Consider the following 24,914-nt stretch of genomic DNA (forward strand, 5'->3'; position numbering starts at 1 on the left):
TCTATGCCGAGCATCCGACCTTGATCAAGGCTGCCGGCGGCGCCGCGCTGGCGGTCGCGCTCGGCTATATGGCAAACAATATCCGTAAACAATCACCAGAAAAGGAGGGTCCCGTGGGTATCCTGAGCAATATTTTCCACAAAATTTTCCCAGGTAAGAAAGAGGCGGCGCCTGCCGCGACGACCGCCGCTCCGACGGCCGCGCCGGCAGCCCGAGCGCCGCGCCGCAGCCGCAAGCCGCGCCCGCGCCAAGCGCACCGGCGGCCGCGCCCGCCGCTTCCGCCGCCCCCGCCGCCGCCCCCATGCAGCAGGTCGACGTCGAGCAGGTCTTGAACGACATGCAGAAGTCGTCCGGCCAGCAGCTGAACTGGCGCACCTCGATCGTCGACCTGCTCAAGCTGCTCGGCCTGGACAGCAGCCTGCAGTCGCGCAAGGAACTGGCCGCTGAGCTGAACTACACCGGCGACACGGGCGACTCGGCCAAGATGAACATCTGGCTGCACCGCCAGGTGATGAACAAGCTGGCCGCCAATGGCGGCAAGGTGCCGGCCGACCTGCGCGACTGACCCTGTCGCACGGCGCTGGCCGCCTAATCGGCCAACGTGGTATTGGCCGCCGTCCCGCAGGCGAAGCAAAAGCGCGCGAACGCATTCTTGCGCGTCGTGCAAGCGCCGCATCGGTTGAACAGGCCGATGCCGCAGTGCGGGCAGAAGTCGGTCTTGCCATCCTTGAGGTCGACGGCGCGCTCGCAACCGGGGCACACGCTTCTCGCCAGGCGCGCCTGGACGAGGTCGTAACGCATCCCCTGGCGCCGCTCGGCGTCGGGCAATGCCTCGGCCAGCTTCTGGCGCGCCAGGTAGCCCTGCAGCCATGCGACGGCGTAGCGCCCCGCGACCACGGTGAGGATGATGCCGACGATGTAGCGCACATAGCCGCCATAGCTCGGCAGGTAGGGCACCAGCTCAAAGAAGAACGTGAACAGGGCAAAGATGATGAAGCCCCAGGCGAACGGCCAGTCCGGCGTCTTGCGCTTGTGCCTGAACAGCCAGCCGGCCGCTAGCAGCAGCGGCAAGGTCAATGCCAGGCGATACAGAAAGACGCGCAGCTCGCGCGCCTCGACTTCGTCGGCGAAGGCCTGCTGCGCCGGTTCCTGCAGGGCGTTCCAGCGCAGGTTGGCGCGCTCGTAGGCCTGGGTGGCGTCCAGCATCGTCTGCTGTTCGCCTTCCACCGCCGCCAGGGCGGCGCGTTCAGCGCGCTCCAGGGCCTCCAGGCCCTGGGTACGCTTGATCAGTTCGGGGTCTTGCTCGGGCCGCGCGGTGGCCTGCCGGGTGGCGAGCCAGTTGTCGAAGGTCGAGCGCGCCGAGCGCGTGTTCGACTGCGCCACGGCATGCTTCTGGCTGGCCTGCTCGAGGCGCGTGCGTGCGCCTTCGATGCGCGCGCGCTCGCTGTCCATCTCGGCGCGCAGCTTGCCGACCAGCGCCGGGTTCATGAACTGCTCGACCGTCAGCGGCTCTTCGACGTCGCGCAGCTGCTGCACGACCAGGCCGCCCAGGCCGATCAGGAAGCCGGCGAAGACGAAGGCGACGAGCCACAAGGCCCGCTGCATCCATTGTTCGGTCAGGCGCAAGCCTTTGCTCATGAAGCGCTCCTCGGCGATCGACAAGCCCGCAGCTTGCCATCGTCGCCGGCTCCGTGCTACTGATAGTTATCAGAGGCACGGGTTGCGCTACCGCAGGTATCGCGCAGCGATACCCCTGCCCTCATCAGAAGTAGGACAGGCCCAGCGCCTTCTTGACCTCGTCGGTGGTCGCGGCCGCCACTTCGCGCGCCTTGAGGGTGCCTTCCTGCAGCATCTTCATCACCTGGGCCGGATCCTTGGCGAACTCTTCGCGGCGAGCGCGGATCGGCGCCAGCAGGTCTTGCAGGATGCCTTCGAGGCGCTTCTTGACGATGCTGTCGCCCAGGCCGCCGCGCTGGTAGTGCGCCTTCATCTCGGCCAGGCCTTCCTTGTCGGTGTCGAAAGCGTCCAGGTAGGTGAAGGCGACGTTGCCCTCGATATGGCCCGGATCCGACACCTTCAGGTGCAGCGGGTCGGTGTACACGTTCTTGACCGCGGCGCGGATCTCGTCGGCGCTGGCGCCCAGGTTGATGGTGTTGCCGAGCGACTTGCTCATCTTGGCCTTGCCGTCGATGCCCGGCAGGCGGCCGACTTCCGGCACGAAGGCCTTGGCCTCGACCAGGATGTCGCGGCCGACGATGCGGTTGAAGCGGCGCACGATCTCGTTGCACTGCTCGATCATCGGGATCTGGTCTTCGCCCACCGGCACAACGCCGGCCTTGAAGGCGGTGATGTCGGCGGCCTGGCTGGCCGGGTAGGTCAGGAAGCCGGCCGGGATGTCGCGCTCGAAGCCGCGCAGGACGATTTCCGCCTTCACGGTCGGGTTGCGCTCGAGGCGCGCGACGGTCACCAGGTTCAGGTAATAGAAGGTCAGCTCGGTCAGCTCCGGGATCTGCGACTGGATGAAGATCGTGGTCTTGGCCGGGTCGATCCCTACGGCAAGGTAATCGAGCGCCACTTCCAGCACGTTCCGGTGTACCTTACTCAGGTCATCCATATTGTCGGTCAGGGCCTGCGAATCGGCCAGCATGACGAATTGGCGGTACTGGTGCTGGTAGGTCACGCGATCGCGCAGGCTGCCCACGAAGTGGCCGAGGTGCAGCGGACCGGTCGGACGGTCGCCGGTCAGGATGATCTGGCTTCCAGGAGCGGAAGCAGAAGCAGGAGCGGTAGTTTGTTGCAGGGTCATCGAGATTCCTTGGTAGATGCCTCGATCGTCCTGCGTCAAAGAAAAAACGCCACCCAAATCGAGGCGGCGTTAGCTGAAATGCACATCATTTCCGGGGCCGCGCGCTAGGAGCGGCGCCACCAGGCAAGAATGAGATGTGCTTTCGGAAAGATCATGGACCGCATGGTTGCAGGTTGGCGCTCCGCTGTCAACCGCTACCCGCACCGTGACTCGGCAGGCAGGGCTCTCCCCACGCAGTTTGAACGTCGGTAGCGCCGCATTGTCGACACTTTGTTGTCATAAAATTAAGGATTCAAGACCACCATGAACAAGAGCACGAACAGCCCAGCACACCCCCTCGAACTCTGGGGCGGCCTCGAATGCACGGTCAACCGCGTGCAGGACACCTACTTCAGCCAGCTGGACCGCAACGGCCATAGCGGGCGCGCCTGCGACATCGAGCGCTTCGCCGCGCTCGGCATCCGCGCCATCCGCTACCCCATCCTGTGGGAACGCACCGCCCCCGATGGCGTCGACGGCGCCGACTGGCGCTGGCCGGACGAGCGCCTGGCCGCCCTGCGAGAGGCTGGCGTCACCCCGATCGCCGGACTGATCCACCATGGCAGCGGCCCGCGCCACACGAGCCTGGTCGATCCCGGTTTCGCGCAAGAACTCGCCGACTACGCCGGCGCCGTCGCCGCGCGCTACCCCTGGCTCGAGTTCTACACCCCGGTCAACGAGATCTGCACTACGGCGCGCTTCGCCGGCCTGTACGGCGTCTGGTATCCGCACGGCCGCGACGACCGCACCTTCATCGACGCCCTGCTCAACCAGTGCCGCGCCACCGTGCTGTCGATGCGCGCCATCCGCGCCGTCAACCCGAACGCGAAACTGGTGCAGACCGACGACCTCGGCAAGACCTACAGCACGCCGGAGCTCAGCCACGTGGCCGAGTTCTACAACGAGCGCCGCTGGCTGGGCTGGGACCTGCTGTGCGGCATGGTCGGGCCCGAGCACAAGCTGTGGAACTACCTGCTCAAGAGCGGCGCCAGGCCAGAGGACATCCTGTGGTTCCGCGCCAATCCCTGCCCGCCCGACCTCATCGGCGTCAATTACTACGTCACCAGCGAGCGCTGGCTGGACCACCGCCCCGAGCGCTATCCGGCCCACCACCGCGGCGTGGCCGACGGCATTCCCTGCGCCGACATCGAAGCCTCGCGCGTGCTGGCCACGCCGACGCCCGGCATCGCCCCGCTGCTGTCCGAGATCTGGGAGCGCTATCGCATCCCGCTGGCCATCACCGAAGCCCACATCGACGCCAACCGCGAAGACCAGATGCGCTGGCTGCTCGAGATCTGGGAAGCGGCCCAGCAGTCGCGCGACAACGGCGTCGACGTGCGCGCCGTCACGGTGTGGGCCCTGCTCGGCTCCTTCGACTGGAACAGCCTGGTGACGGTCGACCGCGGCTACTACGAACCGGGGCCGCTCGACGTGCGCTCGCCGCTGCCGCGGCCGACCGCGCTGGCGAACATGATGCGCGAGCTATCCAGCGGCGCGCCGCTGTCGCACCCGGTGCTGCGCGCCCAGGGCTGGTGGCGCCGGCCGGGCCGCTTCCTGTGCCAGCAGCCGGTGGCCACGCCGGCCGCCCTCACCTCGATCGCGGCCGATGGCCACCGCCTGGTGGGCAGCGACGCCGCGCCGATCCTGATCCTGGGCGCGACCGGCACCCTGGGCCGCGCCTTTGCCCGCATCTGCGACAAGCGCAACCTGGCCTATCGCCTGCTGTCGCGCCAGGACATGGACATCGCCGATGCCGACTCGGTCGAGCGCGCGCTGGCGCGGCACAAGCCGTGGGCGGTGGTCAATACCTGCGGCTATGTGCGGGTCGACGACGCCGAGAACGACATGGAACGCTGCCAGCGCGAGAACACGCATGGCGCCGCCATCCTGGCCGCGGCCTGCGCGCGCCACGACATTCACCTGACCACCTTCTCGAGCGATCTGGTGTTCGACGGCCGCAACGAGCGTCCCTACGTCGAATCGGATACGCCGAATCCCCTCAACGTCTACGGCCGCAGCAAGCTCGACGCCGAGCGCGCGGTGCTGGCCAATCACCCGGGCGCGCTGGTGGTGCGCACCAGCGCCTTCTTCGGGCCGTGGGACCAGCACAATTTCGTGACCCAGGCGCTCGATGCCCTGGAGCGCGGTGACGCCTTCGTGGCGGCCAGCGACATGACCATCTCGCCGACCTATGTGCCCGACCTGGTGCACGCCTGCCTGGATCTCGCAGTCGACCGCGAAGCCGGCGTCTGGCACCTCGCCAACAAGGGAGAATTGACCTGGGCCGGGCTGGCGCGCCGCGCGGCCGAGCTGGCCGGCGTCGATGCATCGACGCTGGAAGCGAAGCCGGCGGCGGAGTTCGGCTTCACGGCGGCGCGGCCGGCCTATTCGTCGCTGCACAGCGAACGCGGCGCGCTGCTGCCGGCGCTGGACGATGCGCTGCGGCGTTATGTCGAGTTGCGCACTGCCGAGAAAGCCGAACGCTGCGCATTGGAGCAGGAAGCCCTGGGCCGCCAGGAGGTGGTCGACGGCGACAGCCAGGCCGGAGCCGATCCGGTCGCGGCAGTACAGTCCGGAACCTGATGCCGGGACAAGATGTGGCGCTGCGGGCGCCACATCTTGGTTCATCAGTTTCTCAATCCAGTTTCGTCGGGTTGAGGCTCCGTAAATTGCTTTTCCTCCAGCTTGCTAAATTGGCTGCTCCTCTCGTCGGAGCTGGCCATGGCTGATCGACACGCAAAGTCACCGCCAATTCGAACGCTCTCCGCGGTGTTCGTCATCGCCCTTGCGGCCTGCCTCCCTGCACACGCGGCCCAGCCAGGACAGGAAGTCATCGGCCAATGGAAATTTACATCTGTGCTTGATGGTGTAAAGATCACCTCGATTGATGAGCATCAGGCCAAGCAACTACTCGGGCAGGTAATGACAATCCGAAACGAGGGAACCAGGTTTGGGACAGAAAGCTGCGGCGCCCCAAGTTTTGAAAGTAAACGTGTCGAACCAAATATATACTTACGCCAGGAAGCGCAAATCAGTGCTGCCAAACTGCGCCTACCCAATCCGGTTACCGTCGTCGATATCGGTTGCACGCAAGTGTTCATCAAAGGAGCGGATGAGGCAGTAATCTTCTGGGATGGCTTCTTTTTCTCCGCGAAGAAGATTAAATCATTGAAGGACGCTCATCGCTAAGTACACGACCGAAAACAAAGGCGAGTATTCGCGCATGCCGATGCAAGGACGAGCAACTCGAGCCAGGTTTGCCACGCACGACAGGCGCACTATTCCCGTCTACCGGAATTGACACTTGGCACATCAATGTTGGCACCGTGATTGCTGCCGAAAGTGCCAATCAGTACCGACGTCTGCCAATCGAAATAAGGATTGAAGGTCAGGCGCGCGTGGACCTTGCCCGGCTCGCGGTAGCCCCAGTCGGAATACCACACGGCCTCGCCCTGGAGGCAAGCCCGGGTCACGCGCTCGGCCTGGCCGTTGTGGCAGATCCGCAGGCGCCCGCCCTCCCCATACAGCGCGTTCGACGGCGAGAACAGCAAGCCCATATGCGAGAACTGGCTGATGCGGTAAGCCGGCAAGCTGTCCCCGCGCACCAGCACGCGCCGGGTATCGGCCAGCTCCCGGGGCGCCGCTCCGTACCAGATCAGACGGCTGTCCGGATGGGTGAAGCGGCGCTGGAAGACGTCCAGCAGATAAGCGGTGTCCAGCACGGAATCGTGCTGCGCGACGGCCATGAAGACCGGCTTGTCGTAGGTGCGCGAAAGCAGGCGGCGCGCGTTCGTGCTGGTGTGATAGAACTGCGCGAAGCCATTGGTGGGAACGTTCAGGTAGCGCACCGGCGTCTGGTCCCGTACGGGGTCGCCGGGGCCGACGATCCAGGGCCGGATGCGCGCCGCCACCGGCGCGACCCAGTCGAACGGCATGCTCTTGAAGCCCGGAGAGAACAGGACCAGGCCGGCGATCGAAGGATGGGCATAGGCATAGTCGAGCACCAGGTTGGCGCCGGTCGAGAATCCGCCGAGGTAGACCGGGCCGTCGACGTCGTCTTCCAGCACCCGCGCCTGCTCTTGAACCAGCTCGCGCCACTGCTGCGCGCTCACCGCCAATAGGTCGGCCGGACGCGTGCCGTGGCCGGGCAGCAGCACTGTGCGCACCAGATAGCCCTCGGCCGCCATCGCCGCTCCCAGGTCGTGGAAGGACCAGGGCGAGTCCCCGAGTCCGTGCACCAGCAGGATGCCTTTTTCCGCCTTCGCGCCCGCGCCCGACCGAGCCGGCCGCCATTCGCGCGGGCCGTTCCACACGAGTTCGCTTTCCGTATCCGCGTGCTGGAAGCTGCGTGCCTGCCGCATCCGCGCCAGCGTCTGGCTGTGGTAATCCTCGAAGCTGCGTGGCGGCGCCTGCGCTTCGGCCTGCGGTTCGGTTGGCATTGGCGCCGTACAGGCGCCCAGCAGCAGGACGCAGGCGGCCACGCATGCCAGCGCCAGAAAGGACCGAAAAGGCAATGCCGGGCGATGATGGAGCGGATCGGTCATGGCAGGTCCCCGGCTATCACAAGCAGATCGGTGTGGAGTTGAGGAACATGCTCATGCTGGGAGAAATACTCGCCATCCGGATGCCCGAGATATTCTCCTCCAACAGCTTATGCAACAGCATCACGGCAAGGACAAGCGACAGGAACAGATAGGCGCGTAGCGTCGGCATGGCGGCTCCCGGTGGTTGATCGAGCTGTCATGCTAGAGCGGCCTCGTTTACCGCAACCTTACTGACAGGAACGGCAACCGTCCCGGCTATAATCGGCGCTTCACGATCGCACACAAGAAGAACGAGACATGACGCAAGCAAGCTCCCCTTCCCCTGCGCTGCCGAAAGCCCTCGGCCACATCCGCGTGCTCGACCTGTCGCGCGTGCTGGCCGGCCCCTGGTGCTCGCAGAACCTGGCCGACCTCGGCGCCGACGTGATCAAGATCGAGCGCCCCGGCGCCGGCGACGACACCCGCGCCTGGGGTCCGCCATATGCCAGGGATGCGCAGGGCAACGATACGCAGGAAGCGGCCTATTACCTGTCGGCCAACCGCGGCAAGCGCTCGCTCACGGTCGACATCGCGAGCAGCGAAGGCCAGGCCCTGCTGCGCGAGCTGGTGCTGCATTGCGACGTGGTGCTCGAGAACTTCAAGGTCGGCCACCTGAAGCGCTATGGCCTCGACTATGACTCACTCAAGGCAATCAAGCCCGACCTGGTGTACTGCTCGATCACCGGCTTCGGCCAGGACGGTCCCTACGCCCACCGCGCGGGTTACGACTTCCTGATCCAGGGCATGGGCGGCCTGATGTCGGTCACCGGCGAGCGCGACGACCTGCCCGGCGGCGGTCCGCAAAAGGCCGGCGTCGCGCTGACCGACCTCATGACCGGCATGTACGCGACGGTGGCCGTGCTGGCCGCCCTCACCCACCGCGACCGCACGGGCGAGGGCCAGCACATCGACATGGCGCTGTTAGACACGCAGGTGGCGATGCTGGCCAATGTCGGCAGCAATTACCTCAACAGCGGCAAGCCGCCCAAGCGCTGGGGCAATGCCCACGCCAACATCGTGCCCTACCAGACCTTTGCCTGCGCGGATGGCCACATCATCGTCGCCACCGGCAACGACGGCCAGTACCAGAAGTTCGTCGAGGCCGGCGGCCGGCCCGAGCTGGCCGGCGATCCGCGCTTCGCCACCAATCCGCTGCGCGTACAGAACCGCGATGTGCTGGTGCCGCTGCTGGCCGAGATGGTCAGGACGAAACCGCGCGACGCATGGATCGCCCTGCTGGAAGAAAAAGGCGTGCCCTGCGGGCCGATCAACGACGTCGGCGAAGTGTTCGCCAACGAGCAGGTGCAGGCGCGTGCGATGGCGATCGACCTGCCGCATCCGAGCGCGGGTCAGGTCAAGCTGGTGCGCAATCCGATCCGGATGTCGGCCACTCCTGCGACCAGCGGGATGGCCCCGCCCCTGCTGGGCCAGCACACGACGGAAGTATTGCGCGAGATGCTGGGCAGGAGCGAGGAAGAGATCGCGGCCTTGCGCGAGCGGGGTGTGGTTTAAAGGCTCAGTGCAGCTGGTGCTTCAGGTTCGACAGCTCGTCGTGCACGCGCACGACGACGGATTGCACTTGCGGTGAAGGCCTGGTCGAGGTGCAGACGCGCTTGGCCTCGTCGCCCATGGCTTCCAGGTCGTCGATGCACTGGATCATGCTCGACTGGTCGTTCGACTGCATGACGCTTTGCGCGCGCCCGGCTTCCTCGGCGATCTTGTGGATGCAGTCGCGGATTTCGCTGGGGACGCTCTGGTCGCTCTGGCAGACTTGCTCGGCCTGGTTCACGACCTGCTGGACGTTCATGAAACGTTGCTGGATTTCGGCGGTTTGCAGCATGATGTTCTCCTGAAAAAGATGTGGGAAAAACCACTGGAGCCTTCCAGCTTAGGATGGATTCGTGGTTTATCAAGCATCGATTTCGCCCGTTCCGCGGGACAATCGCGGTGCACTCCAGATGGCAGTGTTACGCCGCCGGCTCCGACAGCGCCGCGCGCAAGACGTCGACCAGCTCGCGCACGCGCGGCACGTCCTGTTTCGCCTTCGGCCACACCACGTGCATTGTCAGGCCGGGCGTCGCATAGTCCGGCAGCACCTCGACCAGGCTGCCGTCCGCCAGGTGGCGCTCGATCAGCCAGGTCGACAGCTGGGCGATGCCGAGCCCCGCCACGGTCAGCTCGGCCTGGGCTTCGGCGTCGCCGGCGACGATCCGCGCATCGAAAGCGCGCTGCTCGACCAGGGCGTTGCCGCGCCGGATCAGCAAGGGACTGACGCGGCTGTCGGCCTTGCCGTACATGATCACCGCGTGTTCCACCAGGTCTTCGACCGAGGCCGGTGCGCCGTGCGCCGCGAGGTAGGAAGGCGCCGCGCAGAACACCTTGCGGTCCTGGCCCAGCAGGCAGTGGCCGAGCGCGGGCGACCAGGCTTCCGGACTGCCGATGCGCACCGTCACGTCAATGCCTTCGTCCTCGAGGTCGACATAGCGGTCGGTGAAGGACAGCACCGGCTTGATACGCGGATAACGCTGCAGGAAAGCCGTCAGCACCGGCAATACGATCAGGCGTCCATAGGTGGCCGGCAGGTCGACCCGCAGCCGCCCGGCCAGCAGGTCGCCCTCGGCGTGCAATGCATGCTCGGCTTCCTCGAGTTCGCCGAGCACCCGGGTGCAGGCGGCCAGGAAACGGGCGCCGGCGTCGGTCAGCGCCAGCCGGCGCGTGCTGCGCTCGAACAGGCGCGCGTTCAGGCGCGCCTCGAGGCGGGCGATGGCCTTGCCGACGGCCGATCCGGTCAGGTGCAGGCGCTGGGCCGCGCGGACGAAGCTGCCGGCCTGGGCCACGGCCACGAAGACATCGACCCCCTTCAGGCGTTCACTGGTTTGCATAGGCTATTGCGGAAAAATATTCCGCCAAGTATAGAAAAAATGCCCGAGATAGGAAATGGTATTTCAAATAGGATGGCGACCCTGCTTAATCCTTATAAGAAATCCATGTCCCGTTCAAGCTCTGCGCTCGCACAGGCGGCCCCGGCGTCATCGTCGTCCGGCGCGCTGCCCATCCTGATCCTGGCGGTCGCCGCCTTCATCATCGTCACCACCGAATTCCTGATCGTCGGCCTGCTGCCGGCCTTGTCGCGCGACCTCGGCATCTCGATCTCGCTCGCCGGGCAGCTGGTGACCCTGTTCGCCTTCACCGTGATGTTGTTCGGTCCGCCGCTGACGGCCTGGCTGTCGCACCTGGACCGCAAGGCGCTGTTCATCGGCGTGCTGGTCGTGTTCGCGCTGTCCAATGCCCTGGCCGCGCTGGCGCCGAACGTCTGGGTGCTGGCGCTGGCGCGCTTCATTCCTGCGCTGGCGCTGCCGGTGTTCTGGGGCACCGCGAGCGAGACCGCGGCCGAACTGGCCGGTCCCGACAAGGCCGGGCAAGGCGTGGCGCGGGTCTACCTCGGCATCTCGGCCGCCCTGCTGTTCGGCATCCCGCTCGGCACCATCGCCGCCAACAGCATCGGCTGGCGCAATGCATTCTGGATCCTCGCCGCCCTGTCGCTGGCGATGGCGCTCGCGCTGCTGTTCCTGATGCCGGCCGTGGCGCGCGCCAAGCGTGTGGACTTCCGTTCCCAGGCGCGCCTGTTCCGTGAGCCCTACTTCCTGGCCAACGTCGGCCTGTCGATCCTGGTGTTCACCGCCATGTTCACCGCCTACACCTACCTGGCCGACATCCTCGAGCGGGTGGCCGGCGTGGCGCCGCTGGACGTCGGCTGGTGGCTGATGGGCTTCGGCGCGATCGGCCTGATCGGCAACTGGGTCGGCGGCAAGGTGGTCGACCGCGCGCCACTGAAAGCCACGGCGCTGTTCTCGGGCCTCTTGGCGATGGCGATGGCGCTGGCGGCGCCCAGCGCCGGCTCGACGATCCTGTTCTGCGCGGTGCTGGCGCTGTGGGGCATCGCGTACACGGCGCTGTTCCCTATCTGCCAGGTGCGGGTGATGAAATCGGTCACCCACTCGCAGGCGCTGGCCGGCACCACCAATGTATCGGCCGCGAATGCCGGCATCGGCATCGGCGCCATGCTGGGCGGCGCGGCAATCCCGCTGGTCGGCCTGGACAAGATCGGCTACTTCGCGGCGAGCTTCGCAGTGCTGGCCGTGCTGCTGGCGCCCCTGGTGGCGCAACTGCGCCGGAACAACTAATACCTTTTCCATCACGCAGCACACCTTGTGAAAATATTTTTTCACAAGGTGCATCCATTCCTGCATCTGGCGAGTAGTACAAGCGCCAACATTGCAGCCGACATACGGCCGCGATGCGCCCCCAATGAATTCAAACAAGCAATTCTTACTGAGGACACATCATGACCCAACCACAATTCGCCAAACTGATCCTGGCTTCTTCGATCGCCCTTGCCCTCGCCGCCTGCGGCAGCAGCAGCGACGACCACCATCCGGAGACGCCACCGACCACCCCACCGCCGCCGGCTGCGACGGTCGGCGACGTGGTCGCCCTGACCGCCAGCAACCGCCTGGTCTCGTTCGACCGCGCCACGCCGACCACGATCCGCACCAATGTCCTGGTGACGGGCCTGCAGAGCGGCGAGAACCTGGTCGGCATCGACGTGCGCCCGGCCGACGGCATGCTGTACGGCGTCGGCTCGACCGGCCGCCTGTACACGCTGGACGCCGCCACCGGCGCCGCCACCAATAAATCGCGCTTGAGCGCCGATGCCGCCGACACCACGGAACCGTTCACCGCGCTGGCCGGCACGAGTTTTGGCGTCGACTTCAACCCGATGGCCGACCGCCTGCGCATCGTCGGCAATACCGGCCAGAGCCTGCGCATCAATGTCGACAGCGGCGCCACCACCACCGACGGCAGCATCAATGGCGGCGCCGCCAACACCGCGATCTCGGCCTCGGCGTATACCAATTCGTTCGCCGGTACCGGTTCGACCACGCTGTACGGCATCGATGGCGCCAACTCGACCTTGTACGCCCAGAACCCGCCGAACGACGGCACCCTCGCCAAGCCGGTGCCGCTGGGCGTGACCATCGGCGCGGCGAACGGTTTCGACATCGATGCGCGCACGAATATGGGATACATGGTCGCCACCGTCGGCGGTGCGCGCAACCTGTATGGCGTGAACCTGGCCGCCACCAGCGCTCCCACCACGCTCATCGGCGCGCTCGGCGTGACAGAAGACATCCGCGGCATCGCGCTGCGCGCCGTTGCCGCGCCGGTGATCCTGGGCCTGGCGGACGACAACCGCCTGCTGGGCTTCAAGGTCGGCTCGCCCAACACCATCGACACCAACGTCGCCATCACCGGTCTGGCCGGCGGAGAAACCCTGGTCGGCATCGACGTGCGGCCGAAGGACGGCATGCTGTACGGCCTGACGAGCAATGCGCGCCTGGTCACCATCGACCCGGCCACCGGCGCCGCCACCGTCAAGGCGACGCTCGCCGCCGACGGCGCCGACACGACCGCGCCCTACACCGCCATGCAGGGAACCGCGTTCGCGGTCGACTTCAACCCGGTCGCCGACCGCCTGCGCGTGATCAGCGACAGCGGCCAGAGCCTGCGCATCAACGTCGACACCGGCGCCACCACCACCGACGGCAATATCAACCGCGCCGGCGTGGCCCCACGCGTGGTGGCCGCCGCCTACACCAACAGCATCCCGACCCCGGCCTCGACCCAGCTGTTCGACGTCGACGGCGCCAGTTCGGTGCTGGCGCTGCAGAATCCGCCGAACGACGGCACGCTGGTCGACGTCGGTCCGCTGGGCGTGACGGTGGCGGGCGCAGGCGCCATGGACATCGGTGGCGGCGAGAACGGCCTGGTGCTGGCGGCGCTGCGCACCACGGCCGGCGGCCCGAGCTCGCTGTACCGGGTGAACCTGGGCACCGGTGCGGCAACCCCGGTCAATGGCGCGGCGACGCCGGCGACTTCGGTGATCGGCACCGGTAGTGGCAACGGCGGGCCAGGCGTGCGCGATATCGCGATCTGGCTGCGTTGATAGATCCGGGCGGCGGCATGCGGGCCGCCGCCTAGATCCTGACCGCGCGCCCGATGTAGAGAATGGGTCCGGTCGGACGGCCGATCGGTGAACCGGCGGCCGGTTCCAATGTAATCTCGAACAGCTGGTTCGGCACCACCTTCGGCAGGTTGGCGAGCTTGACCTCGACCGCCTCGCCCGGCTTGACCAGGCCCAGCGAGACCGGGCCTTCCCAGTCGTCGGCCTTGGTCCACAGCTGCAGCGCGCGATCGGCCGGGACCTCGGTCGTGACCAGCGGTTGCAGGCGCAGCGTGTCGTCGGCCACCAGCTCCAGCACCCAGCCCGGCCCCGCGTTCTGCGGCGCGGCCAGCACCACCATATAGCGCGGCTGCTCGACCTCGAACTGGCGCAGGCCGACCACCGCCGCCATGATCGCGGCGGCCGCGAAGCCGCCGGCTGCCAGGGCGCGCCACAGGCCCAGGCGTTCCCACCAGCCCGGACGCACCGCCGCAGGCGCGGCCACCGGGGCCAATGCCGCCACGCTGCGCTCGATGCGCGGCCACAAGGCGCTGGACGGCGCCACCGGCTCGACCAGCGTGCTCAGGGGCAGCAGCCGTTCTTCCCAATAGGCGACGGCGGCGCGCAGCGTGGCGTCGTGCGGCAGCATGGCATCCACCTCGCGGCGCCGTTCGCGCGACAGCGTCCCCAGCACGTATTCGCCGGCCAACTCGTAGGGATCATGGACCGGATTCATACCATGCACTCCCGCAGCGCGCTCAGGCCGCGCTTGATCCAGGCCTTCACCGTTCCCAGCGGCGACTTGAGGCGATCGGCGATCTCGCTGTGCGACAGCCCATCGACATAGGCGTGCAGGATGCTGTTGCGCTTGGCGACGTCGAGCCGGTTCAGGCAGTCGTGCAGGCGTCCCATGTCCTGGCGCAGTTCGAAGGCGTCCTGCATGCCGGGATCGAAGGCATCGCTGCCCAGGGCGTCGAAGGCCTCCTCGTCGACATTGATTTCGCGAGCGCCGTCGCGCACCGCGTCGAGCGCCGCGTGACGCACCACGGTGTACATCCAGCCGCGGCCCGAACCGCGCGAGGGGTCGAAACCGGCGGCGCGGGTCCAGATGCTCACGAAGGCATCGTGCAGCACGTCCTCGGCCGCCTGGCGCTCGCGCACGATGCGCAGGGCCACGGACAGCAGGCGCGGGCTTTCCTGGTCATACAGGCGACGCAGCGCGTGGCGGTCGCCGCGCGCGCAAGCCGCGAGCGCGGCCTCGTAGTCGAATGTCTCGGTGGCGCCGCTCATCCTTCTCCTTCGGTCGGTGGAAGCATGGCCGCCGCCTGCGCTTCGTCGCCGGCGCGCTGCCGGTCCAGCGCCTGCCCGACGCTGACAGCCAGCTCGGCCAGCTGGAAGGGTTTGCGCAGCACGACGCCGCCGCCGATCACCTGCTCGATCGCCTTCATGTCGGCATAGCCGGTGGCGATGATCATCGGCAGGCCGGGAAACATCGCGCGCGTGCGCTGCATCAGTTCGGCGCCGGTCATGCCCGGCATCAGGTAGTCGGTGATGAGCAGGTCGGGCCGCTCTTCATGCAGCGCGCGCAGGCCGGCCTCGCCGTCGGGCGCCTGGCGCACCGTGTGGCCGAGGGCCTCGAGCGAGGAGACCATCGATTCGCGCACGAAGTCGTCGTCCTCCACGATCAGGATGCGCGCCGCCTGGCGGACGGCCGGCATGCGCGCCGGCAAGGCCGGCTCGGCGTCCTGCATCCCCGTCGCCGTGCGCAGCCAGATCTCGACCGTGGTGCCCACGCCCGGCTCGCTCAGGATGCGCGCGGCGCCGCCCGACTGCTGCGCCATGCCGTACACCTGGCTCAGGCCCAGGCCGGTGCCTCCCACGCCCTTGGTCGTGAAGAAGGGCTCGAACACCTTGGCCACCAGCTCCGGCGCCATGCCTTCGCCGCTGTCGGTGACGGCGATGCGCACGTAGTCGCCCGGCGGCAGGAAATCGGGCGGTGGTTCGTCGCAGGCGGCGACGAACACCAGTTCGCCGCCGTCCTGCATCGCGTCGCGCCCATTGATGGCCAGGTTCAGGAGCGCCATTTCCATCTGGTTGGCGTCGGCCAGCACCGGCGGGCAGTCCATGTCGGCCTCGAAGCGCAGCCGGATGCGCGAACCGAGCGAGGTGGCGACCAGTTCGCGCACCCCGTCGAAAAGAAGGCCGATATCGGTCTCGCGCAAATCCAGGCTCTGGTTGCGGGCGAAGGCCAGCAACTGGCGGGTCAGCTTGCCGCCGCGCTGGCAGGCCTTGCGCGCGATCTCGGCGCGGCCCTTGGCCACCTCGTCCTTCGACATCAGGAGGATCAGGTCCATGCTGCCCTGGACCACGTTGAGCAGGTTGTTGAAGTCGTGGGCGATGCCGCCGGTCAGGCGCCCCACCGCTTCCATCTTCTGGTACTGCGCCATGGCCTGCTGCACCCGTTCGCGCTCGATAATCTCGCTCATCAGGCGGTCGTTGGCCTGGGCCAGGGCGCGGGTGCGCTCGTCGATGCGCGACTCGAGCGTTTCGTTCAGCGCCACCAGCTGCTGGCGGCTGTGATGCAGGCTGGCGGCGGTGCGCTCGCGGTCGGCCAGCACGTCGCGCGCCTGGTACTGGCGGCGCCGCGCGCGCAGCGCCGACACGCTGGCGCTGCGCAGGGTCTGGACGTTGAGCGGACGCTCGAGCAGGATCACGTTGCCCAGGTCGCCCAGGCGATCGCGCGCCGTGGCTTGCTGCAGGCCGGTGGCTTTGCCCAGCAGCACAATAAAGGGAAAATCGGACCATGGCTCCTGGCGCTCCAGCCAGCCGCGCAGGGCCGAGGCGTCGACCCCGTGCAGGGCCTCCTCGGCCACGATGGCCGCGCCCGCACCCTGCCCGATGGCCGCGCCCAGGCCCGTGAAGTCGGCGACCAGCTCGCAGTCGAGGCCGTCGCGCCGCAACACCGACGCCATGACTTCGGCGTCGCGCCCGCGCGGCGCGAAGACCAGGATGCGTTCTTCGTGCGGATTATTCCGAAGCATGCGGCGCCTGCGCCATCATGGGCGTCACTCCGCGGTAGGTCGGGATGCCGCTCAACACGCCCTCGAAACCCTGGAGCGGCGCGCCGATGCGCACCCCGCCCTCGCCCAGCTGCAGCTCGTGGATGGTCGATGCGTGCTGGGTCGTGCGGCTCTTGATCACGCTGATCGCGCGCCGCACCTTGCCCGACGCCTCGAAGAAGCGCAGCAGCACCGTGCTGTCGCTCAGGTAGCTCAGGTCGACGTCGGTGCGGCCTTCCGCCATCAGGCCATGCTGGCCGAGGATCATCACCGTGGTCACGCCCTGCTGGTTCAGGTAGGACAGCAGTTCGTGCATCTGCAGGATCAGGAAGTGCTCGCCCGGCATCGCCTGCAGATAGGCGTTCAGGCTGTCGATGACGATGAAGCGGCTGCGGCGCTGGTCGACCGCGTCGCGCAGCTTCTGGGCGAATTCGCCGGGCGACAGCTCGGCCGGATCGAAGTGGTCGATGGTCAGCTGGCCATTGTCGAGATAGGGACGCAGGTCGAGACCGAGCTGGATGCTGCGGGCGAAGAAGGTGCCGAGCCCCTCGTCGAACAGGTAGTACGAGGCCTGCTCGCCGCGCTGCAGCGCCGACAGCAGGCAGCGCGTCGACAGCGTCGTCTTGCCGATGCCGGACGGGCCCACCAGCAGGGTGTTCGTGCCGCGCACCAGCCCGCCGCCGAGCAGCGCGTCGAGGCCGTCGGAACCGCTCGAGCCGACCTGCGGCGCGAAGTCGCGCACGTGTTCGGCGGCCACCAGGCGCGGATACATGACGATGCCGCCGGTGTCGAGCGTGTAGTCGTGGAAGCCGCCCCGGAAACGGATGCCGCGCATCTTGAGGATGTTGACCCGGCGCCGCTCCTTGCCGTATTCCCTGGTGATCTGCTCCAGGCTGATGACGCCGTGGGCCAGGCTGTGCAGGTGCTGGTCGGATTCCGCGGTCTTGTCGTCGAGCAGCAGCACGGTGCAGTCGCGCGCCGAGAAGAACTGCTTGAGCGCCAGGATCTGGCGCCGGTAGCGCAGCGGGTTCTGGGCCAGCAGGCGCACCTCGGACAGGCTGTCGAACACGATGCGCATCGGCCGCAGCGCGTCGACCCGGTCCATTACCTTGCGCGTCGTTTCACCCAGCTCGACTTCGGAAGGATGGAACACCGATTGCTGCGAGTGGGGGTCGAGGTCGTCGTCGCCGGCCAGCTCGACGATCGCCAGGGCGCCCAGGTCCCATCCATGGCTGTGACCCACCGCGACCAGCTCGTCGGTGGTCTCGGACAGCGTGATGTACATACCGCTCTCCCCCCGGGCGACGCCGTCGAGCAGGAATTGCAGGCCGAGGGTGGTCTTGCCGGCGCCGGGAGAACCCTCGACCAGGTACAGGCGTTTTGGCGTCAGGCCGCCACCCAGGATGTCGTCGAGACCGGGAATGCCGGTCGAAGTGCGGTCGTTCATGCAATGCAGCCCTGGCTGTAGGCCGGTTCACGCGCGTCCGCGCCTGCGCACGAGGGACGGAACGGGGGATGGCCCGGGATCGGGAGGCGTCGCGCGCGGTACAAGCGCAGCGTAACGAATATTGCTGGGATTATATCCTCATCAAGGCCGACCCGGGACAGCAAGGCGCCAACCGTGCTACACTATCGGTTCTGCGGCATCGACCGCCCCTCGCGCGCGTTGCGCGTCATGCAGTGCTGGGGCTGGCGACACGAGATTGCCTCTGGAAATTCCTGATTCCGTCCCCATATCGTGTTCCTGCGGACGAATACTGCGCCAGCAGCGCAGCCCTGAAGCGCGACGCGGAACGCGGGCCGTCGCACCCAACGAAGTAACCGTCATACCTGACATCGAATCGAGGCCTGCAGCATGTGCGGGCTTTTTCATTCCCCGGCACGGCGCCTGCGCCGCGCCGCCACGGTCACCTACACTGCCCGCTTGCGCGGGCCGCTTCACCGCCCGCCCGTGCGCCTTCGCGCCAGGCTGGCCTGATATCGTATTTGCAACTAACAGGAGCCCATCTTGGCAAAAGAAGAACTCATCGAAATGAATGGCGTCGTCGCTGAAGTGCTGCCCGATTCGCGTTATCGCGTCGATTGCGAAAACGGCCACAAGCTGATCGCCTACACCTCCGGCAAAATGCGCAAGAACCACATCCGCATCATCGCCGGCGACCAGGTCAGCCTGGAGCTGTCGCCTTACGACCTGAGCAAGGGCCGGATCACCTTCCGCCACCTCGGCAAGACCGGCAGCGGTCCGCGTCCGCCGGTGAACCGCGCGGCGCGTCGCTGATCGGGGCGCCGCTCATCGGCAAGCAACGCCACGCCCAGCGTGGCGTTTTTCATTGGCGCACACTTTTCGGACCAGGCTGGCAGATCGTCTTCGTCACGGGGTATCATCCCCGGACGCGCGGATGCATACCGAACCATCCGCACTCGACAGTAAATGATGCAAAGGTGTTGTGAGATGCAAATGCGGCAACGACGCAGCGATGAAACCACCGCGAACGCCGTGGCGCGCGGCCTGAACATCCTGGCCGTGCGCGATGCCACCCAGGCGCGGCGCTATATGGAATACAAGAATGTCCCTGCAACCGTGATCGAGCGCGTCCTGCAAAGTCCGCACGCGTGCCGCCGGCTGACGCCCGAACAGGCGGTGTCCGAGGCGATCCTGCCGCTGCCGCGCAACGGCCGCTTTCCGAACTGAGCCGCTCAGCTCAGCAGCGGCACCGGCGCCAGCCTGCGCAGGCGCAGCGCGATCAGCAGGCCGACGCCGAGGATCGCGCCCAGCAGCGCCACCACTCCGGGCCAGGCCCAGTGCTCGTAGACATAGCCGGTAAACCACCCCACCACGCTCGAGCCGAGATAATAGAAGAACAGGTAGATGCCCGAGGCCAGCGCCTGCGGCGGCTGCGCACGCCGTCCGACCCAGCTGCTGGCCACCGAATGGGCGGCGAAGAAGCCGAAGGTGGCCACGCCCACGCCCAGCACCACGGCGACCACCGAATCGACCAGGGTCACCAGCAAGCCCGCGATCATCACCCCCATCAGCAGCCAGAGCACGTTGCGCCGGCCCAGGCGGTCGCCCAGCTTGCCGGCCCACATCGAGCTGAAAATGCCCAGCAGGTAGAGCAGCGACAACAGCCCGACCGCGCTCTGGCGCAGCCCGAACGGCGGCGCCAGGAGGCGGTAGCCGATGTAGTTGTACAGGCTGACGAACGCCCCCATCAGCAGGAACGGCAGCGCGAACAGCCACGGCAGGCCCGGGTCGCGCAAATGGATGCGCAGGCCGTCGACGAAGCCGGGGCCGCGCGCCGGCAGCGCGCCGCCATGGCGCGACGGCGGCAGGCTGCGCGAGAATTCCCAGGCCGCGTACAGCCCGGCCGCGCCGAGCAGCCCGACCGCCACGCGCCACGACGCGACGTCGCTGATGAAGGCCGAGATCACCCGCCCGCTCATGCCGCCGAAGGCGCTGCCGCTGATGTACATGCCCATCGACAGGCCGAGCGAGGTCGGCTCGATCTCGTCGCTCAGGTAGGCCATGGCCACGGCCGGCAAGCCGCCCAGCATCAGGCCCATCAGGCCGCGCACGGCGACCAGTTGCGTGTAATTGGCGGCGAAGGCGCAGGCCAGGGTCAGCACCGCCCCGCTGATCATCGAGGCCACCATCACTGTCTTGCGGCCGAAGCGCTCGGCCACGCTGGACGAACCCAGCAGCGCCAGCGCCAGGGTGGCGGTGGACACCGACAGCACCAGGCTGCTCTGGGCCGGCGACAGCCGGAAGTCATGGCCCAGGAGCGGCATCAAAGGCTGGACGCAGTACAGCAGGGCGAAGATGGAAAAGCCCCCGAACGCCATCGCGCGGTTGATGCGCCGGAACTCCGGGCTGCCGGAGGCGATGCGCGCGCCGGGGGCGGTCATGCTCAAGGGTATTCCGGATCCAGTTCGGAACCGGCGTAGTTCTCCAGCTCGGCCATCAGCTGGCCCATGGTCGCATTCGTCCCGATCTGCTCCAGCACCGTGCAGTGCTTGCGGTAGATGTCGATACGCTCGGCCACGACGGCCTGGTGGGCCGGCGGGATGCGCGCCATGAACTCGGCCCAGCCCTGCTCGAAATCGGGCCGGTGCTTGCGCACCGCCTTCACGAAGCGCTCGAACTCCGCCTGGCCGGTGCGCGCCGTGATGCGCGCGCCGCCTTCCGCCGCGAAGATGATCGCCATGGCGATCACGCCCTCGGCGTTCAGGTCCGGATCCTTGACCGGGCCTTCGTAATGGTTCTTGCGCAGCCATTCGGCGGCCTTGACGATCGCCTGGACCTGCTGGCGCTGCTGGACCTGGCCCAGGAAGCGCTCGTAGCCCGACCACGATTCGCCCGGGTCGGCGGTGCAGATGTCGACGAACAGCTCCTTCAGGCGCCGCTGGGCGTAGACCGGATCGTTGTCGTACTCGCTCACCAGGCTGTCCTCGGGCAGCGCGGCCAGCTCGCGGATCATGCGGAAACCCGCCTGGAAGGCGTGCTCGGCGCCCTCGCCCACCAGGATGTCGAGCGCGTCGAGGTCGCCCTCGTCCTCGCTCTGGATCAGGTGTTCGAGACCCAGCGAAACACAGCCAATGCTCAAGAGCAGCGCGCGCTGGATCCCTTCGGCGGTGCGGTCGTTGGTGAACTTCTCGGCCACCATGGCGGTGATCCCGGACAGCTCGTCGGCCAGGATCGCCGCTTCGTCGGGCGTGGCTTCGCCCGGCAGCAGCTTGATGGCGCGGATCAGGCGCGGCGGTTGTTCGATGACGATGGCTGGCAACATATCAGCGGCGGCTCCCGTCACGAGAAGATGTCCGTGCCCATGCTGCGGCGCGGGCTGCGGCGCGGCATGCTGCGCACCGACGGTACTTGCTTGCGCAGGCGCAGCAGGAGGTCGCGGGTCGAACGCTGCATGAACTCGGACTCTTCGTCCGGATCGTCGGGGAGCTCGATCTCGGCCATCTCGGCGCTGTGGCGGAATTCCGGGAACAGCTCGAGCAGCGAACGCTCCCAGCCGTCCTCGGTGGCCTTGGCCAGGTCGACCGCCAGCGGCACGACGTCGCTGTCGGCGCTGGTCTGGCCGCTGACGTAGCGGCCTTTCGACAGGATCTCGCCCGCCACTTCCAGGATTTCCTTCGGCGCCAGCGACCACAGGATCGCGAACACGGTCGCGCCATGGTCGGTGGCGGACGCCGCCTCGAGCAGCTCGTTGCGGCGTTCCTCGTCGTCCTGGGCGTAGACCACGCCGTGCACGTGGTTGAACAGGTTCTCGGCGATGCGCTCGGGATCGTCCTCGATCAGGTTGTCGGGCCAGGTGGCGGCGATGAAGGCCAGGCTGTCGGCCCAGGCCTTGGGCGGCACCAGCATGGTCGCCAGCGAGGTCTTGGCGCCGTCGAAGCCCGACAGGTGCAGGGCCGTCACTTGCGGCGGCAGCTCGGTCAGCACCTGGGCCACGGCGTAGTCGCCGTGCTCGTCGGCGGCCTTGGAGAACACCTCTTCGGCGTGCTCCAGCGAGCCGGCCAGCACCAGTTCGCCGACCTGGCTGACCAGGGCCGGCAGGTTCGATTTGGTGTCATCGCTCATCGCGCTCTCCTTCGTCGAACAGCTGGGTGAAGTCGTCGGTGGCGGCGCTGTCTTCGTCGTCGTCGTCGTCGCCATCGTCGTCGCGGCCGAGTTGCTCGAGCGACTGGTCTTCGTCGTCCCAGCGGTTCTGGTTCTTGAACAGGAAGGCGGTGATGATGGCCTGGCGCGCCAGTTCCGGATAGTTGGCGGTCATGCCCTCGTACATGGCCTTGCCGTCGTCGCCGCTGCACTCGGCCATCGCGAACACGCGCGCCGGATCGCCGTCGGCGTAGTCGGCCGCTTCGCGCATCAAGCCCTTCGGATCCAGGAAGCGGATCTTGTCGACCAGGGCGAACGCCATCATGTTGACGTCGTCGATGCCGCCGCCGTCGGCGTATTCGGCCACCAGCGCGCCGACCATCATGTCGTAGTTCTTGCGGTTGGGCGGGTCGCCCAGGGTGCCCTCGATCTGGCCTTCCAGTTCACGCGACTGGAAAGAGAATTCGGGATGTACGTTCTTCATGTTCTATCCTGTTGATGGGACGCGGCGGCTGTGGCCGCATCCGTTGCTTGCCCTGTGGTGGCGTCGGATGACGTCCAGGGCCGGTTCAGTTCGCCGGCAGGTTCACGCCGTTGAGCGCGAACAGCGAACGCCACAGCTCGAAAGCCTCGGCCTCGGCGTCCAGCACGATGCGGTGGTTCACGCTCTGGTTGTATTCCTCGCGCCTGGCGCGGTCCGAGAGGATCTCGTAGGCCTTGGTGACGGCCTTGAAACGCGCTTCCGCGCCTGGCGCCTGGTTGCGGTCCGGGTGGTAGCGCATCGCCAGCGAGCGGTAGACTTTCTTGATCTCGTCGTCGCTGGCATTCGGCGCGACGCCGAGGATCGCATATAAATTTTCCAACAGAAATTCTCCGGCAACTATCTTAAAAATGCGGTGGATTGAGACCAAACAGAGATTATCCTATAGAAAACGCCGGACGTGGCGCGAACGCCGATGTCCGCCTTGCGACGCGGGCAACCTCAGGCGCGTCCGGGTACGGTAAAATGCCCCCCAACTTACCCTTCCAGAACTTTTTCATGAGCAACGACAAGAATACCCCGGCGCCGGGCAATGCACCGTCGTCGAACTTCGTCCGTGCGATCGTCGAATCCGACCTGGCCGCCGGCACCCACCAACGGGACGGCCTGCCGCCGGTCATCACGCGCTTCCCGCCGGAGCCGAACGGCTACCTGCACATCGGCCATGCGAAATCGATCTGCCTGAACTTCGGCCTGGCGCGCGACTACGCCGGCCTGTGCCACCTGCGCTTCGACGACACCAATCCGGAGAAGGAAGACCAGGAATACGTCGACACCATCATGGACAGCGTCAAGTGGCTCGGTTTCTCTTGGGAGCGCGAGGGCCAGGAACACCTGTACTACGCCAGCGACTACTTCGAACAGCTGTACAAGATGGCCGAGTACCTGATCGAGAAGGGTCACGCCTACGTCGACAGCCAGAGCGCCGAAGACATGGCGAAAAACCGCGGCAACTTCGGCACGCCGGGCACCAACTCGCCGTTCCGCGACCGTCCGGCCGCGGAATCGCTGCAGCTGTTCCGCGACATGCGGGCCGGCAAGTACAAGGATGGCGAACACATCCTGCGCGCCAAGATGAGCGAGGATGCGATGGCGTCCCCGGTCATGACCAACCGCGACCCGGCCCTGTACCGCATCCGCCATGCGCACCACCACCGCACCGGCGACGCCTGGTGCATCTACCCGATGTACGACTACACGCACCCGATCTCGGATGCGATCGAGAACATCACGCACTCGCTGTGCACCCTGGAATTCCAGGACCACCGCCCGTTCTACGACTGGCTGGTCGAGACCCTGGCCGAAGGCGGCTTCTTCAAGAAGCCGGTGCCGCGCCAGTACGAATTCGCACGGCTGAACTTAACGTACGTTGTCACCTCCAAACGTAAACTCCGCGCGCTGGTCGATGACGGCACCGTGACCGGCTGGGACGACCCGCGCATGCCGACCATCGTCGGCCTGCGCCGCCGCGGCTACACGCCGGAATCGATCCAGCTGTTCTGCGAGCGCATCGGCGTGTCGAAGGCCGACGGCTGGATCGACATGAGCACCCTGGAAGGCGCGCTGCGCGACGACCTGGATCCGAAGGCGCCGCGCGCCATCGCCGTGCTGCGTCCTTTAAAACTGATCGTGGACAACTTCCCGGAAGGCGAGTCGGTGGAATGCTCGTCGCCGGTCCACCCGCACCACCCTGAACTGGGCAAGCGCACCTTCCCATTCACGCGCGAGCTGTGGATCGAGCAGGAAGACTTCATGGAAACCCCGACCAAGGGCTACTTCCGCTTCACCCCGCCAATCGGCGACCAGCCGGGCAGCCGCGTGCGCCTGAAATACGGCTACGTGGTCGAGTGCACCGGCTACGACAAGGATGCCGACGGTAAGGTGACCGCGGTGCACGTGAAGTACTTCGAGGATTCGAAGTCGGGCACGCCGGGCGCCGACACCTACAAGGTCAAGGGCAATATCACCTGGGTCAGCGCGGCCAGCGCGCTCGAAGCCGAGGTGCGCCTGTACGACCGCCTGTTCCTCGACCCGCAGCCGGACGCCGGCGGCAAGGACTTCAAGTCGGTGCTCAATCCGAACGCCCTGGAAACCGTGACCGCCTACCTCGAGCCGGGCATGAAGGACGCCGTGGCCGACCAGCGCTTCCAGTTCGAGCGCCATGGTTATTTCGTGGCGGACCGCGTCGATTCGCAGCCGGGCAAGCCGGTGTTCAACCGCGTGACCACCTTGAAGGATAGCTGGGGCAAGTAAGCTCCCAGTCTGCTGCCGTTCTGA

At 66.9% G+C, this 24,914-nt stretch carries 23 protein-coding genes and 1 pseudogene; 9 read left to right on the forward strand and 15 right to left on the reverse strand.

The genetic code is table 11. The features are described 5' to 3' along the window. The first annotated feature begins 113 nt into the window (after window positions 1-113). Window positions 114-565: pseudogene (locus LO55_RS25615) on the forward strand (DUF3597 domain-containing protein). Between the two features lie 23 nt (window positions 566-588). On the opposite strand, the gene LO55_RS00535 reads toward LO55_RS25615, so the two are convergent. Together LO55_RS00535 and trpS are read right to left on the reverse strand one after the other, a co-directional pair. Beyond that, entirely contained in the window at window positions 589-1,638 is a 1,050-nt protein-coding gene (locus tag LO55_RS00535; RefSeq protein WP_071363638.1) for a zinc ribbon domain-containing protein, read from the reverse strand. Window positions 1,639-1,762: 124 nt separating this feature from the next. Beyond that, window positions 1,763-2,806: a tryptophan--tRNA ligase gene (gene trpS, locus LO55_RS00540; RefSeq protein WP_143054426.1), complete on the reverse strand. Its 1,044-nt coding sequence runs from the start codon at window positions 2,804-2,806 to the stop codon at window positions 1,763-1,765. Between the two features lie 303 nt (window positions 2,807-3,109). Here trpS and LO55_RS00545 point away from each other — a divergent pair, with 303 nt between their 5' ends. Both LO55_RS00545 and LO55_RS26145 read left to right on the forward strand, forming a co-directional pair. Further along, complete coding sequence (locus LO55_RS00545; protein ID WP_071360025.1) at window positions 3,110-5,428, forward strand: family 1 glycosylhydrolase; 2,319 nt, start codon at window positions 3,110-3,112, stop codon at window positions 5,426-5,428. 138 nt (window positions 5,429-5,566) lie between these two features. Next, complete coding sequence (locus LO55_RS26145; protein WP_143054427.1) at window positions 5,567-6,034, forward strand: hypothetical protein; 468 nt, start codon at window positions 5,567-5,569, stop codon at window positions 6,032-6,034. A gap of 89 nt (window positions 6,035-6,123) precedes the next feature. On the opposite strand, the gene LO55_RS00550 is transcribed toward LO55_RS26145, so the two are convergent. After that, on the reverse strand, window positions 6,124-7,389 hold the full coding sequence (locus LO55_RS00550) for an alpha/beta fold hydrolase (RefSeq protein WP_083415068.1): 1,266 nt from the start codon (window positions 7,387-7,389) through the stop codon (window positions 6,124-6,126). A 16-nt stretch (window positions 7,390-7,405) separates the two neighbouring features. Further along, entirely contained in the window at window positions 7,406-7,558 is a 153-nt protein-coding gene (locus LO55_RS26605) for a hypothetical protein (RefSeq protein ID WP_177185487.1), read from the reverse strand. 128 nt (window positions 7,559-7,686) lie between these two features. Here LO55_RS26605 and LO55_RS00555 point away from each other — a divergent pair, with 128 nt between their 5' ends. Further along, window positions 7,687-8,940, forward strand: a complete 1,254-nt coding sequence (locus LO55_RS00555) for a CaiB/BaiF CoA transferase family protein (RefSeq protein ID WP_071360027.1) — start codon at window positions 7,687-7,689, stop codon at window positions 8,938-8,940. 4 nt (window positions 8,941-8,944) lie between these two features. On the opposite strand, the gene LO55_RS00560 is transcribed toward LO55_RS00555, so the two are convergent. Both LO55_RS00560 and LO55_RS00565 read right to left on the reverse strand, forming a co-directional pair. Beyond that, window positions 8,945-9,268 (reverse strand): hypothetical protein, encoded by a 324-nt coding sequence (locus LO55_RS00560; protein WP_005668842.1) that lies wholly within the window; start codon window positions 9,266-9,268, stop codon window positions 8,945-8,947. Between the two features lie 127 nt (window positions 9,269-9,395). Continuing rightward, window positions 9,396-10,310 (reverse strand): LysR substrate-binding domain-containing protein, encoded by a 915-nt coding sequence (locus LO55_RS00565; RefSeq protein WP_005668840.1) that lies wholly within the window; start codon window positions 10,308-10,310, stop codon window positions 9,396-9,398. 105 nt (window positions 10,311-10,415) lie between these two features. Here LO55_RS00565 and LO55_RS00570 point away from each other — a divergent pair, with 105 nt between their 5' ends. Both LO55_RS00570 and LO55_RS00575 read left to right on the forward strand, forming a co-directional pair. Further along, window positions 10,416-11,612, forward strand: coding sequence for an MFS transporter (locus LO55_RS00570; protein WP_071363640.1), 1,197 nt, complete (start codon window positions 10,416-10,418; stop codon window positions 11,610-11,612). A 161-nt stretch (window positions 11,613-11,773) separates the two neighbouring features. Next, complete coding sequence (locus tag LO55_RS00575; RefSeq protein ID WP_071360028.1) at window positions 11,774-13,435, forward strand: DUF4394 domain-containing protein; 1,662 nt, start codon at window positions 11,774-11,776, stop codon at window positions 13,433-13,435. 31 nt (window positions 13,436-13,466) lie between these two features. Here LO55_RS00575 and LO55_RS00580 read toward each other — a convergent pair whose 3' ends face one another. The 4 genes from LO55_RS00580 to LO55_RS00595 are packed head-to-tail and all read right to left on the reverse strand — an operon-like array spanning window position 13,467 to window position 17,938. Next, window positions 13,467-14,168, reverse strand: coding sequence for an anti-sigma factor (locus LO55_RS00580; RefSeq protein ID WP_071360029.1), 702 nt, complete (start codon window positions 14,166-14,168; stop codon window positions 13,467-13,469). Then, window positions 14,165-14,722 carry a sigma-70 family RNA polymerase sigma factor gene (locus LO55_RS00585; RefSeq protein WP_071360030.1) on the reverse strand — a complete coding sequence of 186 codons (558 nt, stop codon included), beginning with the start codon at window positions 14,720-14,722 and terminating at the stop codon, window positions 14,165-14,167. The genes LO55_RS00580 and LO55_RS00585 overlap by 4 nt, the downstream gene beginning before the upstream one ends. After that, a complete protein-coding gene (locus LO55_RS00590) occupies window positions 14,719-16,473 on the reverse strand; it encodes a response regulator (RefSeq protein WP_071360031.1) in 1,755 nt (584 codons plus the stop codon). The genes LO55_RS00585 and LO55_RS00590 overlap by 4 nt, the downstream gene beginning before the upstream one ends. Next, window positions 16,460-17,938 carry an ATPase domain-containing protein gene (locus LO55_RS00595; protein ID WP_071360032.1) on the reverse strand — a complete coding sequence of 493 codons (1,479 nt, stop codon included), beginning with the start codon at window positions 17,936-17,938 and terminating at the stop codon, window positions 16,460-16,462. The genes LO55_RS00590 and LO55_RS00595 overlap by 14 nt, the downstream gene beginning before the upstream one ends. A 561-nt stretch (window positions 17,939-18,499) precedes the next feature. Between LO55_RS00595 and infA the strand changes: the two genes are divergently transcribed. Further along, window positions 18,500-18,769: a translation initiation factor IF-1 gene (gene infA, locus LO55_RS00600; RefSeq protein WP_005668826.1), complete on the forward strand. Its 270-nt coding sequence runs from the start codon at window positions 18,500-18,502 to the stop codon at window positions 18,767-18,769. Between the two features lie 180 nt (window positions 18,770-18,949). Next, a complete protein-coding gene (locus LO55_RS00605) occupies window positions 18,950-19,183 on the forward strand; it encodes a hypothetical protein (RefSeq protein WP_040777052.1) in 234 nt (77 codons plus the stop codon). A 5-nt stretch (window positions 19,184-19,188) separates the two neighbouring features. On the opposite strand, the gene LO55_RS00610 is transcribed toward LO55_RS00605, so the two are convergent. The 5 genes from LO55_RS00610 to LO55_RS00630 all read right to left on the reverse strand — a co-directional run bounded on the left by LO55_RS00610 (window position 19,189) and on the right by LO55_RS00630 (window position 22,959). Next, entirely contained in the window at window positions 19,189-20,397 is a 1,209-nt protein-coding gene (locus tag LO55_RS00610; RefSeq protein WP_005668822.1) for an MFS transporter, read from the reverse strand. Between the two features lie 2 nt (window positions 20,398-20,399). Beyond that, on the reverse strand, window positions 20,400-21,278 hold the full coding sequence (locus tag LO55_RS00615; protein WP_005668820.1) for a hypothetical protein: 879 nt from the start codon (window positions 21,276-21,278) through the stop codon (window positions 20,400-20,402). 17 nt (window positions 21,279-21,295) lie between these two features. After that, window positions 21,296-22,078, reverse strand: coding sequence for a hypothetical protein (locus LO55_RS00620; RefSeq protein WP_071360033.1), 783 nt, complete (start codon window positions 22,076-22,078; stop codon window positions 21,296-21,298). Continuing rightward, entirely contained in the window at window positions 22,068-22,580 is a 513-nt protein-coding gene (locus tag LO55_RS00625) for a hypothetical protein (RefSeq protein ID WP_005668816.1), read from the reverse strand. The genes LO55_RS00620 and LO55_RS00625 overlap by 11 nt, the downstream gene beginning before the upstream one ends. A gap of 85 nt (window positions 22,581-22,665) precedes the next feature. Then, entirely contained in the window at window positions 22,666-22,959 is a 294-nt protein-coding gene (locus LO55_RS00630) for a DnaJ domain-containing protein (RefSeq protein WP_071360034.1), read from the reverse strand. A gap of 176 nt (window positions 22,960-23,135) precedes the next feature. Here LO55_RS00630 and LO55_RS00635 point away from each other — a divergent pair, with 176 nt between their 5' ends. Continuing rightward, window positions 23,136-24,890: a glutamine--tRNA ligase/YqeY domain fusion protein gene (locus tag LO55_RS00635; RefSeq protein ID WP_071360035.1), complete on the forward strand. Its 1,755-nt coding sequence runs from the start codon at window positions 23,136-23,138 to the stop codon at window positions 24,888-24,890. Window positions 24,891-24,914 lie beyond the last annotated feature (24 nt).

The organism is Massilia timonae (genome assembly GCF_001866515.1).
Lineage (GTDB): Bacteria > Pseudomonadota > Gammaproteobacteria > Burkholderiales > Burkholderiaceae_D > Telluria > Telluria timonae.

Excerpts from the sequence above, each read along its gene's own strand:
- LO55_RS00635 (WP_071360035.1), top strand. The coding sequence starts at position 23,136 with ATGAGCAACGACAAGAATACCCCGGCGCCGGGCAATGCACCGTCGTCG.
- LO55_RS00620 (WP_071360033.1), bottom strand. The coding sequence starts at position 22,078 with ATGAGCGATGACACCAAATCGAACCTGCCGGCCCTGGTCAGCCAGGTC.
- LO55_RS00585 (WP_071360030.1), bottom strand. The coding sequence starts at position 14,722 with ATGAGCGGCGCCACCGAGACATTCGACTACGAGGCCGCGCTCGCGGCT.
- LO55_RS00570 (WP_071363640.1), top strand. The coding sequence starts at position 10,416 with ATGTCCCGTTCAAGCTCTGCGCTCGCACAGGCGGCCCCGGCGTCATCG.
- LO55_RS00545 (WP_071360025.1), top strand. The coding sequence starts at position 3,110 with ATGAACAAGAGCACGAACAGCCCAGCACACCCCCTCGAACTCTGGGGC.
- LO55_RS00560 (WP_005668842.1), bottom strand. The coding sequence starts at position 9,268 with ATGCTGCAAACCGCCGAAATCCAGCAACGTTTCATGAACGTCCAGCAG.
- LO55_RS00615 (WP_005668820.1), bottom strand. The coding sequence starts at position 21,278 with ATGTTGCCAGCCATCGTCATCGAACAACCGCCGCGCCTGATCCGCGCC.
- LO55_RS00595 (WP_071360032.1), bottom strand. The coding sequence starts at position 17,938 with ATGAACGACCGCACTTCGACCGGCATTCCCGGTCTCGACGACATCCTG.
- LO55_RS26605 (WP_177185487.1), bottom strand. The coding sequence starts at position 7,558 with ATGCCGACGCTACGCGCCTATCTGTTCCTGTCGCTTGTCCTTGCCGTG.
- trpS (WP_143054426.1), bottom strand. The coding sequence starts at position 2,806 with ATGACCCTGCAACAAACTACCGCTCCTGCTTCTGCTTCCGCTCCTGGA.
- LO55_RS00610 (WP_005668822.1), bottom strand. The coding sequence starts at position 20,397 with ATGACCGCCCCCGGCGCGCGCATCGCCTCCGGCAGCCCGGAGTTCCGG.
- LO55_RS00535 (WP_071363638.1), bottom strand. The coding sequence starts at position 1,638 with ATGAGCAAAGGCTTGCGCCTGACCGAACAATGGATGCAGCGGGCCTTG.
- LO55_RS00550 (WP_083415068.1), bottom strand. The coding sequence starts at position 7,389 with ATGACCGATCCGCTCCATCATCGCCCGGCATTGCCTTTTCGGTCCTTT.
- LO55_RS00625 (WP_005668816.1), bottom strand. The coding sequence starts at position 22,580 with ATGAAGAACGTACATCCCGAATTCTCTTTCCAGTCGCGTGAACTGGAA.
- LO55_RS00590 (WP_071360031.1), bottom strand. The coding sequence starts at position 16,473 with ATGCTTCGGAATAATCCGCACGAAGAACGCATCCTGGTCTTCGCGCCG.
- LO55_RS00605 (WP_040777052.1), top strand. The coding sequence starts at position 18,950 with ATGCGGCAACGACGCAGCGATGAAACCACCGCGAACGCCGTGGCGCGC.
- LO55_RS00555 (WP_071360027.1), top strand. The coding sequence starts at position 7,687 with ATGACGCAAGCAAGCTCCCCTTCCCCTGCGCTGCCGAAAGCCCTCGGC.
- LO55_RS00580 (WP_071360029.1), bottom strand. The coding sequence starts at position 14,168 with ATGAATCCGGTCCATGATCCCTACGAGTTGGCCGGCGAATACGTGCTG.
- LO55_RS00565 (WP_005668840.1), bottom strand. The coding sequence starts at position 10,310 with ATGCAAACCAGTGAACGCCTGAAGGGGGTCGATGTCTTCGTGGCCGTG.
- LO55_RS26145 (WP_143054427.1), top strand. The coding sequence starts at position 5,567 with ATGGCTGATCGACACGCAAAGTCACCGCCAATTCGAACGCTCTCCGCG.
- LO55_RS00575 (WP_071360028.1), top strand. The coding sequence starts at position 11,774 with ATGACCCAACCACAATTCGCCAAACTGATCCTGGCTTCTTCGATCGCC.